Raw genomic sequence first — 13,266 nt, 5'->3', positions numbered from 1 at the left:
CCGCAATGGAAACCGTGGGAGTGGTCTCGACGACCGTCGTCGCCGTGCTGGTGGCGGCGGGGGTGTATCTCGGCGTGCGGTCGATCCCGGACCTGCGGCGATACCTGAAGATCCGGCACATGTAGCGGGGGATCGGAGAGGAAGCATCATGGGTGAACATCGCGAAGAGCCGCAATCGGCACGTGGCGCGCCTGGTTCGCGCGACGCGGGTGCGAGCGTCGCGGCCGCAGGCCCGGCGGAACGGGAACCGGGGCACATCGATCACGAGGAGATGCGCTCCGCGCATTCGGACGACGTCAAGAAGGGCACCGAGTTCACCTCGCAAGCCCCGCCCGGCACCGAAGCGGCGGCACCGCCCTACGACGAGCGCAAGGACACCGCCAACGCCCCCGGCGAGACGGCGACCGGAAAGGTCGACGACGCGCGGGTCGGCGGCGCGACCACGCCCACCGAGGAAGAGGGGTGACCCGACGGCCGCGGTGCTGATCGCCGGGATCGGCAACATCTTCCTCGGCGACGACGGATTCGGACCCGAGGTGGTGCGCAGGCTGCCGCGCCACCCCGACCCCGGCGTGCGCGCGGTGGACTACGGCATCCGCGGCATGCATCTGGCCTACGACCTGCTAGACCCCTGGGCGGCGCTGCTGTTGATCGACGCGCTGCCCGACCGCGGCGCGCCCGGCCGGATCGAGGTGTTCGGCGCCGAACCGGAGGACACCGGCGCACAGCTCGACGCCCACGCGATGAGCCCGGACGCCGTCTTCGCGGGGGTGCGCGCGCTGGGCGGCGTGCTACCGCCCACGGTGGTGATCGGCTGCCAGGTCGCCTGCGTGGAAGAGGGCATCGGCCTGTCCGCGCCGGTCGCCGCGGCGGTGCCGGAGGCGGTCGCCGCCGTCGGTGAGGTGCTCGCAGCGTTCCTGCCCACCGCGGTATCCGACGGCTCCCCGCGTCCGCGGGCCACAGCGCGACAGGAGGACTGACGATGTGTCTGGGCATCCCGGGACGAGTGCTGGCGATCCCCGACGGCTATCACGACCAGATCGCGCTGGTCGAGGTGTCCGGCGAGCAGCGGAAGGTGAATATCGGCCTGCTGGACGGGGATCCGGCCCGGCCGGGTGACTGGGTGATCATCCACATGGGCTTCGCGGTGGAGAAGACCGACGAGGCCGGGGCCGAGGCGGCGCTGAGCGGGCTGCGTCTCCTGCAACGCGGAGACCTGCCATGAGCACGGCGCGGCTGCGGCGGCGTCTGCTGGTGCGCGGTGTGGTCCAAGGCGTCGGGTTCCGGCCGTTCGTCTACACCACCGCCGCCGAACTCGCTTTGTCCGGCAGCGTGAGCAACGACAGCGACGGCGTGGTCATCGAGATCGAAGGAGCGCCGAGGGAGCTGGACGAGTTCACCCGGCGGCTGCGCCTGCGGCCGCCGCCGCTGGCGGTGGTCGAGTCGGTGGAGCAGGCCGACATCCCGGCGCGCGGCGGCACCGGATTCCACATCGCGGGCAGCACGCGCGAGGGCGGCGGTCGCACGCTCGCCTCGCCCGATGTCGCGATCTGCGCCGATTGCGAACGCGAACTGCGCGATCCGCGCGATCGCCGTTATCGCCACCCGTTCGTCAACTGCACCAACTGCGGCCCGCGCTTCACCATCATCGCGAGCTTGCCCTACGACCGCGAGCGCACGTCGATGGCCGACTTCGCCATGTGCGACCGGTGCGCCGGCGAATACGCCGATCCCGCCGACCGCCGCTTCCACGCGCAGCCGATCGCCTGCCCGGACTGCGGACCCACGCTCGCCTATACCGGCCCGGGAGCCGGCGCGCCGCTGACGGCCGCGCGGCGACTGCTGCGCGAGGGCGGCATCCTCGCGGTCAAAGGCATCGGCGGATACCACCTCGCCTGCGACGCCACGAACGAGCCGGCCGTCGCGGAGCTCAGGCGTCGTAAACGCCGCGGTGACAAGCCCTTTGCCGTCATGGTGCCGGATCTGGCCACGGCACGGGCCGTCGTCACTGTCGACGATGCCGCCGCGAAGCTGCTGACCAGCCCGGCACGCCCCATCGTGCTGCTGGCTCGACGCTCGCCGCGCGACGCACGCCCTTCGAGCGGGTACGACTCGGCGTCCGTGCGCCGCGACCCGGTGCCCGCGCCCTCGGTGGCGCCCGGCAACCCGGACCTGGGCGTCATGCTCGCCTACACCCCGCTGCACCTGCTGTTGTTCGGGCTGCCCGGCGACCCGCCCGGCCCGCAGGTGCTCGTGATGACCTCCGGCAATCTCGGCGGCGAGCCGATCTGCTACCAGGACGACGACGCCCGCACCCGCCTCGCCGGTCTGGCCGACGGCTGGCTGTCGCACAACCGGCGCATCCTCGTGCCCTGCGACGACTCGGTGGTGCGCTGCCTGGACGGCCGGGAACTGCCCGTCCGGCGCTCGCGCGGCTACGCGCCGCTGCCGCTGCTGCTCCCGGTGCCGCTGCCGCCGACGCTGGCCGTCGGCGCCGACCTGAAGAACACCTGCGCGATGGCCGACGGCCGCTACGCCTGGCTGAGCCAGCACATCGGCGACATGGACGACCTGGCGACGCTGCGCTCCTTCGACGCCGCCCAGCGCCACCTCGGCGAACTCACCGGGGTCCGCCCCGCGCAGCTGGTCGCCGACGCGCACCCCGCCTACCGTTCCACCGCCTGGGCGCGCAGGCACGCGGGCGAGCGCCCCTTGTACACCGTCCAGCACCATCACGCGCACATCGCCGCCGTCATGGGCGAGCACGGACTCGGCGCCACCGACCAAGTCGTCGGCATCGCCTTCGACGGCACCGGGTACGGGCCGGATGCGGCCGTGTGGGGCGGTGAGGTCCTGCTGGCCGGATACAAGGGCTACCGTCGTCTGGCGCACCTGAAGTACGTGCCGCTCGCGGGTGGCGATCTCGCCGTGCGCAGGCCCTACCGCATGGCGCTGGCTCATCTGCGCGCGGCCGGGATCGACTGGCGCGAGGACATTCCCGCGGTCGCGGCGTGCCCGCCCGCGGAGCGTTCCGTGCTGGCCCACCAGTTCCGCACCGGCCTCGGCTGCGCGCCCACCTCGAGCATGGGCCGGTTGTTCGACGCGGTGTCCTCGCTGTGCGGCGTGCGGCACGTCGTCGACTACGAAGCCCAGGCGGCGATCGAGCTGGAAGGGCTCTCGCGCGCCGGGCCGGACGGCGACACCGCCTACCGATTCTCGCTCGTGGACGGCGATCCCGCCGCTATCGATCCCGCACCGGTGATCGCGGATGTGGTCGCCGATGTTCGTGCGGGCGCGCCCCCGCAGGTGGTGGGCGCGCGCTTCCACGCCGCCGTCGCTCGGCTGGTGCTCGACCTCGCGGCTCGCTACGCCACTTCGGGGACGGTCGTCGCCCTGTCCGGCGGCGTCTTCCAGAACGCCCTGCTGCTCCCGCGATCGTGTGCGCTGCTGCGCGACAACGGGTTCACCGTGATCACCCACCACCGCCTGCCGCCCAACGACGGCGGCCTCGCGTTCGGGCAACTCCTCGCGTGCAGCGAGGGATGAGCGAAGGAGAACAACGATGTGTCTTGCGGTACCAGGCAAAGTGCTCAGCCTGCACGAGCGGGACGGCACGCTGATGTCGGTCGTCGACTTCGGCGGCGTGCACAAGGACGTGTGCCTGCAATACATCCCGGACGCGGCGGTCGGGGACTACGTCGTGGTCCACGTCGGTTTCGCCATCCAGCGTCTGGACGAGGAGTCCGCGCTGCGGACCCTGGCCGAGTTCGAGCACCTCGGCGTACTGAACGATGAATTCGGCGACGGTTTCGCCATCGCCGCGAAGCAGGCGGGCCTGGACAATCCCGCCGCCGAGCCGTCACGGGAGGAACCGGAGGACCGGTCATGAAGTATCTGGACGAATTCAGCAACCCCGAGCTGGCCCAGCGCCTGCTCGATCGCATCCGCGCCACGACCAGCCGCCGCTGGGCGATCATGGAGGTCTGCGGCGGACAGACGCACTCGATCATCCGCCACGGCATCGACCAGTTGTTGCCCGACCAGATCGAGATGATCCACGGCCCCGGCTGCCCGGTCTGCGTCACCCCGCTGGAGGTGATCGACAAGGCACTGGAGATCGCCGCGCGACCGGGCGTGATCTTCTGTTCGTTCGGCGACATGCTGCGGGTGCCGGGCAGCTCCAAGGACCTGTTCCGGGTGAAGAGCGAGGGCGGCGACGTCCGGGTGGTGTACTCGCCGCTGGACGCGCTGAACCTGGCCAGGGAGAATCCCGACCGCGAGGTCGTGTTCTTCGGCATCGGCTTCGAGACCACGGCTCCGGCCAACGCGATGACGGTCTACCAGGCCGAGCGGCTCGGCATCGGGAATTTCTCGCTGCTGGTGTCGCATGTGCTGGTCCCGCCCGCCATCGCCGCGATCATGGAGTCGCCGACCTGCCGGGTGCAGGGGTTCCTCGCCGCCGGGCACGTCTGCACGGTGATGGGCACCGACGAGTACCCGCCGCTGGCCGAGCAGTACAAGGTGCCGATGGTGGTCACCGGATTCGAGCCGCTGGACATCCTCGAGGGCATCCGCCGCACCGTGCTGCAATTGGAGTCGGGCAGGCACGAGCTGGAGAACGCTTACCCTCGCGCGGTGTCCGCGGCGGGCAATCCCGCGGCGAAAGCCATGCTGCAAGACGTCTTCGAGGTCACCGACCGGGGCTGGCGCGGCATCGGCGTGATCCCGAACAGCGGCTGGCGCCTGTCGGAGCGCTATCGCGAGTTCGACGCCGAACACCGCTTCGCCGTGGGCGACCTGCACACCGCCGAATCGACCATCTGCCGCTCCGGCGAGGTGCTGCAAGGGCTGATCAAGCCGCACGAGTGCGCCGCTTTCGGCAAGGAGTGCACGCCGCGTAATCCGTTGGGCGCCACCATGGTGTCCTCCGAAGGCGCGTGCGCCGCCTACTACCTGTACCGGCGCCTGGATCTGCCCGCGGAGGTGGCTCATGCCTGAGGAAGGCACCGCCCCCGTGACGATCGACATGGAGGGCTGGGTCTGCCCGATGCCGCTGCGGGATTCGCCGAACATCGTGATGGGACACGGCGGCGGCGGCGCGATGTCCGGCGAGCTGATCGAGCACCTGTTCCTGCCCGCGTTCGGTCCGGCCGCGAACGCGGATCTGACCGATTCCGCGGTGGTCACGCTCGACGGCGCGCGGCTGGCCTTCTCCACCGATTCGTTCGTGGTGAAACCGCTGGTGTTCCCGGGCGGCACGATCGGCGAACTCGCGGTCAACGGCACGGTGAACGATCTGGCCATGTCCGGCGCGCGCCCGATGGTGCTGTCCACCGCGTTCATCCTGGAAGAGGGCACCGCGCTGGCCGACATCGCGCGCGTCGCCCAGGCGGTCGGCACCGCCGCGCTGGCCGCGGAGGTCCAGCTGGTCACCGGGGACACCAAGGTGGTCGACGCCGGGCACGGCGACGGGATCTACATCAACACGGCCGGGATCGGCGTGGTCGCCCCGGAGGTGGACATCCGGCCGCAGCGCGCTACCCCGGGCGACGTCGTGCTGGTCAGCGGCGAGATCGGCGTGCACGGTGTCGCAGTGCTCAGTTGCCGGGAGGGACTGGAGTTCGGCACCACCGTGCTCAGCGACACCGCGCCGCTGCACGGTCTGGTCGCGGCGATGCTGGCCACCGGCGCCGACGTGCACGTGCTGCGCGACCCCACCCGCGGCGGCGTCGCGGCCTCGCTCAACGAGATCGCCCGCGCCGCCGAAGTCGGTGTGGCCTTGGACGAACGGCAGCTCCCGGTGCCCGCCGGCGTGCGCGACGCGTGCGGGCTGCTCGGACTCGACCCGATGTACGTGGCCAACGAGGGCAAGTTGCTGGCGTTCGTCGCGCCCGAGGACGCCGATCGCGTGCTCGCGGCGATGCGGGAACATCCGCTGGGCGCACAGGCCGCCGTGATCGGCCGATGCGTCGCCGAACATCCCGGCATGGTGGTCGCCCGCACCGCACTCGGCGGTACGCGGGTGGTGGATCTGCCCGCGGGCGAGCAGTTGCCGCGGATCTGCTGACGCGGGGACGCAGAAGGCGAGGTGTGGATCATCGTTCGGATCGCCGACGCGCCTGCGACGTCGCGTGCCCCGCTGGACGGGCGGCAGCGGCGCGACGTCGCGGGGATGGCGGCGGTCGTCGTCGCCTTGCACGTCCTCGGGTGGTCGGCGCTGCTGCTGCTCGTGGTCCCCGGCGGATACACGGTGGACGGCGCGGTGTTCGGCGTCGGCCTCGGCGTCACCGCCTACACGCTGGGGATGCGGCACGCGTTCGACGCCGACCACATCGCCGCGATCGACAACACCACCCGCAAGCTGATCGCGGACGGGCGCAGTCCGCTGTCGACCGGATTCTGGTTCTCCCTCGGGCACTCCACCATCGTCTTCGTGCTCGTGGCGTTGCTGGCGTTCGGCGTCAAAGCGCTGGCCGGCGACCTGCGCGACGAGAACTCCGGGTTGCAACGGTGGACCGGCCTGTTCGGCACCGGCGTCTCCGGCACTTTCCTGCTCGTCATCGGGGCGCTGAACCTGGTGTCGCTGATCGGCATCTGGCGGGTGTTCCGTGGGATGCGCCGCGGCAGCTGCGACGAGGCCGCGTTACGGCAGCGGTTGCACGACCGCGGCGCCTTGCAGCGGGTGATCGGGCCGCTGACCAAGGCGGTGCGCGCGCCGTGGCAGATGTACCCCGTCGGGCTGCTGTTCGGCCTCGGCTTCGACACCGTCACCGAGGTGAGCCTGCTGGTGATCGCGGGCGGCGCGGCGGCGACCGACCTGCCGTGGTACGCGATACTCGTGCTGCCCGTGCTGTTCTCGGCGGGCATGACACTGTTGGACGCGCTGGACGGCGCGTTCATGAACTACGCCTACGGATGGGCGTTCGCCGGGCCGCTGCGCACGGTCTACTACAACATCGTCGTCACCGGTTTGTCGGTGGCGGTGGCGCTGCTGATCGGCGCGCAGGAGATGATCTCCTTGCTTGCCGAGGAATTCGGCATCGCCGACGGACCGCTGGCCTGGGTCGGCGGGCTGGATCTGGGGGCCATGGGTTTCGTGATCGCCGGGCTGTTCCTGCTCACCTGGGCGGTCGCCGTCGGGGTGTGGCGATTCGGCCGCATCGAGCAGCGATGGTCCACCGGCCGCGCCGGCGGAGGGCAGTGCTGATGGCGGCCAGCGGAGCGGAGATGTTCGCCCGGTACGCCTACGCCCCCAATCGGCTCGGCTACTGCGGGCCGCCCGACGCGGCGGCCCTGCGCGACGGCTCCGACGAGCAGGTGCGCGCGGTGGCGCGCCGGTTCACCGGAGCATGGCCGTATCTGCGCGTGATGGCGCGGATGACCGGCATCGCCGACCCGCTGGACCGCAGGCTCGTCGAGTCCTACTGGCTGGGCGGCGGTGTCGGCGCCGACCTGGACGCCCGCGAGTTCACCGCCGAACTGCTGGATCTGCTCGGCCCGGTCGCGGGCGGTTACTGGACGCATCTGACACCGGGGCTGGCCGAGGAGGCGGCCGCCAATCACTGCTTCCACGTCTTCGGCGTGTACCCGTGGTCGCGGCTGCTGCGGCACGGCAGCGAGCATCCCTTGCGCGTGCTCGACAACTGCCGGATCACCTGGGGAACGGTGCTCGACCGCGCCGGCGGCGAGGTCGTGCTGCGCTGTCGTGGGCTGAGCTGGGACGGGGAACGTCTCGCGCTGTCGGCGGAATCGGCGCGGTCGGTGCCGATCCGGGTGGACGGGTACGCGGCGCTGCCGGACGTCGGGGTGGGGGAGCGGGTAGCGGTGCACTGGGGACGTCTGTGCGGGCGCTTGGACGAGGTCCAGGCGAGCACTCTGGAGGCGGCCACGGTGCGTCAATTGGAAATCACGAACCGGCGCCCGGCCGCACGAGGCAGCCCGGAGATCAGATGATCGGCTCTGTGCGGTGCCGCGAAGTCGTGCCCACAGCGGCAGCGGACGTACCGGCGCCGCCGCCGGTATACGGACACCAGGAGCGCCGGTTTCGAACCGCGTGAATAGCGGCGAACTCGGCGGTTCGGAAAATCCGCCCATTCCGTTGGCGTGTTTCGGTCACCTTTGCGCGGCGTATCCTGTATATAGCTGTCGAGCCGAGGAGCGACACGTGTACGCCGGTAGTCATCCGGGCAAAAGTCCAGAAACCGTTCCCCGGATGCTTTCGCCGGTGTTTCGCCGTGTCGCACGCCATCGCGCCCGACGGGCTGATCCGCTTTTCGGAAATCACCGGAAGGGAGGTGAACTACCGTGATGGGTCAGATGATGGGGATGATTCGCGACATGTGGAACAACATGTTCCCCAACATGCCGATGCCGATGCTTCCGATGATGTCGTAGCCCGCTCCAGAAACAGGAAAAGATCAGCCGCAACCGGCCGGTAATTCGGCTCGACGGCGCTCGGTGCGTCTTTCCCGCACGGGGGTGTGCAATTTTCGTACGGTGGTACGTCCACTTCGTGGACTACCGTAATCGATGCACAATTCCCGCACACACAAGAGCGATATCCGTCGGCCATCGGCGGCGTGTAACGACTCGGCCGACCGTCGCCGAGCCGCGGCTCCGTGGCCGGCCGGCCGATGCGAAGACGAGCGACCTCGGTGGAGGTGCGCCATGACCGGCGACCCGCGGCAGGCGAAGCGGCCGGTGACCGCCGCGCTGGCCGGTCCCTACGGGCATCCTTTCCATCCGATCCTGGTCACCGTCCCGATCGGCGCCTGGGTCGCCAGTCTGGTGTTCGATGTCGCGTCCCGGCTGGTCGGCGATCCGGAGTTCCTGGTCAAGGGGTCGTCGTGGCTGATCGCGATCGGTGTGCTCGGCGCCTTGGCCGCCGCAACGATCGGATTCCTCGATCTGCTTGCGATCCCGACCGGTACGCCCGCCTTCCGCACCGGCTTGCTGCACATGACGCTCAACCTGCTGGTGACCGTCGCCTACGCGATCGGCTTCGTATGGCGGCAGGGCGCCGACACCGCGCGCCCGGTCCCGGCCGGGCCGCTGGCGCTGTCGGTGGTGGCTTTGGTGAGTTTGGCGGTTTCCGGGTATCTCGGGGGCAAGCTCGCTTATCGGTACGGCGTCCGTGTCGCCGACGAGGCCGCCCAGGCAGACGGCTTCACACGCTGAATCCCTTCCCAATATCAGGAGGTACACCATGGGCATCGCCGCACTGATCTTCTGGTTGCTCACCGCGGGTGGCGGGTTCTTCCTGCTCGGCACCTGGATCGCCAAGGGCGGCACCCGCCAGCCGAATTCGACCCAGCTGCCTGCCCCGGTGCTGTTCGGTCACTTCTTGCTCGCGGTCGCCGGACTGATCGTCTGGATCGTGTACCTCGTCGTCGACAGCACGGCGCTGGCTTGGATCGCGTTCGTGCTGCTGATCCCGGTCGCGCTGCTCGGATTCACGATGCTGCTGCGCTGGATCCCCATTTACCAGGGGCGTTCCACGGGAACGGCCGAGCCTCCCGAAAGGCACTTTCCCGTGGCCGTCGTCGCCGCTCACGGTGTATTCGCTGTGACAACCGTCGTGCTGGTGTTTCTGACCGCCCTCGGCGTCGGCGACTGACCCCTTCGGCGCGGACCACCGTCACCCGGTGGCGGTGGTCCGCTGCTGCGGGGCCATCCGGTCATTCCGTGCAGCAAAGTTCCGGACGTCCACCAGCCGACGGGCGCGCCGCCGGCGGTGGACCGTTCCGCCGGGCCGTCAGATCTTGCGGATGACCGTGACGACCTTGCCCAGGATCTGGGCGTCGTTGCCGGGGATGGGCTCGAAGACCGGGTTGTGCGGCATCAGCCAGACGTCCTTGCCGGTGCGCTTGAAGGTCTTCACCGTGGCCTCGCCCTCGATCATCGCCGCGACGATGTCGCCGTTCTCGGCGACGTTCTGCTGCCGCACGACCACCCAGTCGCCGTCGCAGATCGCCGCGTCGATCATGGACTGGCCGACGACCTTCAGCAGGAACAGCGAACCGTCGCCGACCAGCTCGCGCGGCAGTGGGAAGACGTCCTCAACGGCCTGCTCGGCCAGGATCGGGCCACCGGCGGCGATGCGCCCGAGCACCGGCACGAAGGTGGGAACCGGGCGTTCGACGTCGACGGTGATCTCACCGTCGTCGACCGCGGCGACCGGCAGGCTGGTCACCGACCGCACCACCTCGTCCAGGCCGCGTACATCGACCGCGCGCGGCCGATTCGGGTCGCGGCGCAGATAGCCCTTGCGCTCCAGGGCGCGCAGCTGGTGGGCGACCGAGGAGGTGGACGTGAGGCCGACGGCGTCACCGATCTCCCGGATGCTCGGCGGGTAGCCGCGCTCGCTCACCGAGGTGCGGATCACCTCGAGCACTTTGCGCTGACGCACGGTGAGATCCGCCCCGCTACCCGCCGCGTCGGCGCCGCTGTCGGTCTCGTCGCCCGTGTCGTCCGTCTGCCTCACCGCAACCGCCCTTTCCTGCTGTGCCAGGCCGGTCCGCGCCCGGCGTGTGTCTTCATGGCCTGTCGTGTCTTCGGTTCTTCGAATCTAGTCCGGTCGCGCCGCTGGATCAAACATCTGTTCGAGGTATGTCGGGTGTCGGGGCTGACTTTGTCGCCGGCGCGTGGTAGAAATCGAACACCAGTTCTTCGAACACATGAGCGAATTCGCTGTGGAACCTGTGTTCGAACGGCTCGAACGGCCACGGAGCACCCACTACGGAGGTTTGTCCGATGAGCACTGTGATCAGCCATGTCACCCCTTCCGCCGGCGCGGCGGAAGCCGATGGCGAGCACCGCGTCGCCGATCCCGCCCCGGCGCAGGACGATCTCGGGTACGAGACCGCTCGGCGGCTGCTGTGCGGCGGCGCGCGTCCGCGAACGCTGACGCCCGCCCACCGATCCGCGGTCGATCGGCGTCCGCCCGGCGCGCGCCCCGGCGCGGGCATGGTCGATTACGGCCGGGGCCCGGGCACTTTCGCGCGGCGGCGTCTCCGTGGCGATCATCCGATGCGTCGGGTCGAGCAGGCGCAGATCGGGTTCGCCGCCCTCGCCGTCGCCGCGCTGCTCACCGCGGCGATGGTGGTCGGGCTGATCGCGTTGGCGCATGTGCGGGCGGGTGAGTGGGGCGGCGGGTCCGGCCGGTCGGCGCCTGCGGTGGTGGATGGTCCGAGTGTGCCGGGCAGCGGCGATTCGCGGTGAGCGCAAAGGAATCCGGCCATCGTGGGCGGCCGGATTTGTGGATCGGCAAACTAGAACGTGTTGCTACCGTGCTGAAAACGTGATCCGGGCAACACCGCCCGAACGAGGTCGGGACCTTTCAGCACATGACACTCCTCACCGCGGGCCGCGTCTTCTCCCGCATGGCCGCATTGTCCCTTTGCCTGGTCGTCGGGCTCGCCGCGGCAGCGGTCGCCAGGGCCGAGCCCGCCTATGCGGCATATTTGGACCTCCCCTCCGTCAACGACGACGGCGCGGGGCCGGGCGGACTGAATCCGGTGCTGCCGCTGGACGAATCCGCCCTGGCGGAGGCATTGCGGCAGGCACGGGCCGACGCAGTGCCGCCGCGCCGGTACGCGACTCTGCTGCACCAGTACTGGCTGGTGATCGCCACCCGCAACGCCGACATCGACTTGGCCGCATGGGATCCGGGTCGTGGCCCGCGCGCGAACGAACGCACCTTCAATCAGGTGTACGTCAACTACCTGCGGCTGGCCACGCAGCACCCGGAGTTCTACTGGGCGGGCCTCGCCGGGATCGCGGGCGGATCGTTCGCCTCCGGCTTCTTCGACATGAGCGATGCGGGCGTCGTCCTCGACGTGCCCGGCGTCCACCAGCTCGGTGACGCGGTCGCCGACCTTCTGCGCGCCACCCCACCGGAATTGGCGCGTGCGCTGCCGGAGGACATCCGGCTGCTCGCCACCGAAGGTTCCCGCCTGACCGCGGCGGACGTCGCCTGGTACCAGACGCGCCTGATGATCATGCAGAAGCACATCTTCACGGATCTGGTGCCGATGCACGAGTCCTACGTCGCATACGGCATGCGCGGCATCGAGGAGATGTACGCGGCCGGTGTGCTCGACGAGGACATCCACACCGCATGGCGGTCGGTCGCCTCCGGCACTCGGGACGGCTATGTCGACGCGCTGGTCCGGATGACCGACCGGGAGCAGAACCGCGTGGTGGCCGACCAGTGGGACGAGACGTCGGCGGGCCGTGCCCCGATCGGCCGCGTGCTCACCTACGTCAGCACCGTCGCGGGCAAACCCGCTGTCCCCGGCGTTCGCGCGCCAGGCGTGTTCGCCCCGACGGTGGTCGGCGCGGACATCGGCGGCCGCAGCGTCGCGCTGCGTGTCCCGTTGCCCGGCTTCAACTGGGCCGACCGCGACGCCCGATGGAACTACATCACCGGCGACCTCGTGCCCCGCCACATCGATATGGAGTCCGATCCCGTCTCGGCGGGCGCCGTCCTCGGCGAAGCGTTCTGGGGCAAGCTCGCCCGCGGTCGCCTGGCCGCCAGGTTGCCCGACCTGCTCGCCGACCTCACCGCGCACTGGCAGATCTCCGGGTGACCGAGCCCCGCCCGTAGCCGGGTGAGTGCGACAAACCGGAAACTCGGACGGGTATCCTCGAAGTGTTATGCAGGTGTTCCGCGTGTCGCACGAGGGATGCCTGGTGCCGGGGTATAGACCTCTGTACACGGGCTCGCCGGGCCGATCGCCGCGATCGGCGCCCGGTCCGGACGCGAGCACGCGCATCGACGAAGGATTTCTCGGATGCATTGCCCGTACTGCCGACACCCCGACTCCCGGGTGGTGGACTCGCGCGAGGCCGACGAAGGCGCGGCCATCCGCCGCCGTCGCGCCTGCCCGCAATGTGGGCGGCGGTTCACCACGGTGGAGACGGCCATCCTGTCGGTGGTCAAGCGCAGCGGCGTCACCGAGCCGTTCAGCCGCGAGAAGGTCATCCGGGGTGTGCGCCGGGCCTGCCAAGGCCGTGAGGTCGACGACGACGCGCTGAACCTGCTCGCCCAGCAGGTGGAGGACGCGGTGCGGGCGAAAGGCTCGCCCGAGGTGCCCAGTCACGAGGTGGGTCTCGCGATCCTCGGTCCGCTGCGTGATCTGGACGAAGTGGCCTACCTGCGCTTCGCTTCGGTCTACCGGTCGTTCACCTCCGCCGAGGACTTCGAACGCGAGATCAGGGAGATGCGCAGGGCCCGCGCCGAAGCGTTGTCGGCCGCCGACTGAC

16 protein-coding genes are annotated in these 13,266 nt (G+C 70.1%); 15 read left to right on the top strand and 1 reads right to left on the bottom strand.

Annotated features, from left to right (window positions below):
* The first annotated feature begins 5 nt into the window (after nucleotides 1-5).
* From ACH49X_RS03975 to ACH49X_RS03920, 12 genes are all read left to right on the top strand, one after another.
* Nucleotides 6-125, top strand: a complete 120-nt coding sequence (locus ACH49X_RS03975) for a DUF6893 family small protein (protein ID WP_085994907.1) — start codon at nucleotides 6-8, stop codon at nucleotides 123-125.
* Between the two features lie 23 nt (nucleotides 126-148).
* Entirely contained in the window at nucleotides 149-466 is a 318-nt protein-coding gene (locus tag ACH49X_RS03970) for a hypothetical protein (protein ID WP_195082174.1), read from the top strand.
* Nucleotides 467-479: 13 nt separating this feature from the next.
* Nucleotides 480-980, top strand: a complete 501-nt coding sequence (locus ACH49X_RS03965) for a hydrogenase maturation protease (protein WP_195082175.1) — start codon at nucleotides 480-482, stop codon at nucleotides 978-980.
* A gap of 2 nt (nucleotides 981-982) precedes the next feature.
* Entirely contained in the window at nucleotides 983-1,225 is a 243-nt protein-coding gene (locus tag ACH49X_RS03960; protein ID WP_195082176.1) for a HypC/HybG/HupF family hydrogenase formation chaperone, read from the top strand.
* Nucleotides 1,222-3,546 carry a carbamoyltransferase HypF gene (hypF, locus tag ACH49X_RS03955; protein ID WP_357206785.1) on the top strand — a complete coding sequence of 775 codons (2,325 nt, stop codon included), beginning with the start codon at nucleotides 1,222-1,224 and terminating at the stop codon, nucleotides 3,544-3,546. The genes ACH49X_RS03960 and hypF overlap by 4 nt, the downstream gene beginning before the upstream one ends.
* Before the next feature lie 16 nt (nucleotides 3,547-3,562).
* Complete coding sequence (locus ACH49X_RS03950; protein WP_357108045.1) at nucleotides 3,563-3,889, top strand: HypC/HybG/HupF family hydrogenase formation chaperone; 327 nt, start codon at nucleotides 3,563-3,565, stop codon at nucleotides 3,887-3,889.
* Nucleotides 3,886-4,998 carry a hydrogenase formation protein HypD gene (gene hypD, locus ACH49X_RS03945; protein WP_357108042.1) on the top strand — a complete coding sequence of 371 codons (1,113 nt, stop codon included), beginning with the start codon at nucleotides 3,886-3,888 and terminating at the stop codon, nucleotides 4,996-4,998. The genes ACH49X_RS03950 and hypD overlap by 4 nt, the downstream gene beginning before the upstream one ends.
* Nucleotides 4,991-6,067, top strand: coding sequence for a hydrogenase expression/formation protein HypE (hypE, locus tag ACH49X_RS03940; protein ID WP_195082180.1), 1,077 nt, complete (start codon nucleotides 4,991-4,993; stop codon nucleotides 6,065-6,067). Before hypD ends, hypE begins: the two co-directional genes overlap by 8 nt.
* A 72-nt stretch (nucleotides 6,068-6,139) precedes the next feature.
* Complete coding sequence (locus tag ACH49X_RS03935) at nucleotides 6,140-7,207, top strand: HoxN/HupN/NixA family nickel/cobalt transporter (RefSeq protein ID WP_357206827.1); 1,068 nt, start codon at nucleotides 6,140-6,142, stop codon at nucleotides 7,205-7,207.
* Complete coding sequence (locus ACH49X_RS03930; RefSeq protein ID WP_323124438.1) at nucleotides 7,207-7,953, top strand: DUF6390 family protein; 747 nt, start codon at nucleotides 7,207-7,209, stop codon at nucleotides 7,951-7,953. The genes ACH49X_RS03935 and ACH49X_RS03930 overlap by 1 nt, the downstream gene beginning before the upstream one ends.
* A gap of 714 nt (nucleotides 7,954-8,667) precedes the next feature.
* Nucleotides 8,668-9,177 (top strand): DUF2231 domain-containing protein, encoded by a 510-nt coding sequence (locus ACH49X_RS03925; protein WP_357108038.1) that lies wholly within the window; start codon nucleotides 8,668-8,670, stop codon nucleotides 9,175-9,177.
* A 28-nt stretch (nucleotides 9,178-9,205) separates the two neighbouring features.
* Entirely contained in the window at nucleotides 9,206-9,616 is a 411-nt protein-coding gene (locus tag ACH49X_RS03920; protein WP_195082182.1) for a hypothetical protein, read from the top strand.
* A gap of 138 nt (nucleotides 9,617-9,754) precedes the next feature.
* Here ACH49X_RS03920 and lexA read toward each other — a convergent pair whose 3' ends face one another.
* Nucleotides 9,755-10,483 carry a transcriptional repressor LexA gene (lexA, locus tag ACH49X_RS03915; protein ID WP_195082183.1) on the bottom strand — a complete coding sequence of 243 codons (729 nt, stop codon included), beginning with the start codon at nucleotides 10,481-10,483 and terminating at the stop codon, nucleotides 9,755-9,757.
* Between the two features lie 269 nt (nucleotides 10,484-10,752).
* Here lexA and ACH49X_RS03910 point away from each other — a divergent pair, with 269 nt between their 5' ends.
* The 3 genes from ACH49X_RS03910 (at nucleotide 10,753) to nrdR (ending at nucleotide 13,265) form a co-directional block, all read left to right on the top strand.
* Complete coding sequence (locus tag ACH49X_RS03910; protein ID WP_195082184.1) at nucleotides 10,753-11,220, top strand: hypothetical protein; 468 nt, start codon at nucleotides 10,753-10,755, stop codon at nucleotides 11,218-11,220.
* Between the two features lie 125 nt (nucleotides 11,221-11,345).
* Nucleotides 11,346-12,590, top strand: coding sequence for a hypothetical protein (locus ACH49X_RS03905; RefSeq protein WP_195082185.1), 1,245 nt, complete (start codon nucleotides 11,346-11,348; stop codon nucleotides 12,588-12,590).
* Between the two features lie 204 nt (nucleotides 12,591-12,794).
* Complete coding sequence (gene nrdR, locus ACH49X_RS03900) at nucleotides 12,795-13,265, top strand: transcriptional regulator NrdR (protein ID WP_067808939.1); 471 nt, start codon at nucleotides 12,795-12,797, stop codon at nucleotides 13,263-13,265.
* Nucleotide 13,266: the final 1 nt, after the last annotated feature.

It is taken from the genome of Nocardia sp. NPDC019323, assembly GCF_044389845.1.
GTDB classification, from domain to species: Bacteria; Actinomycetota; Actinomycetes; order Mycobacteriales; family Mycobacteriaceae; genus Nocardia; species Nocardia implantans.
The sequence above is the reverse complement of the archived record's forward strand: the minus strand, read 5'-3'. Positions and strand labels throughout refer to the sequence as shown.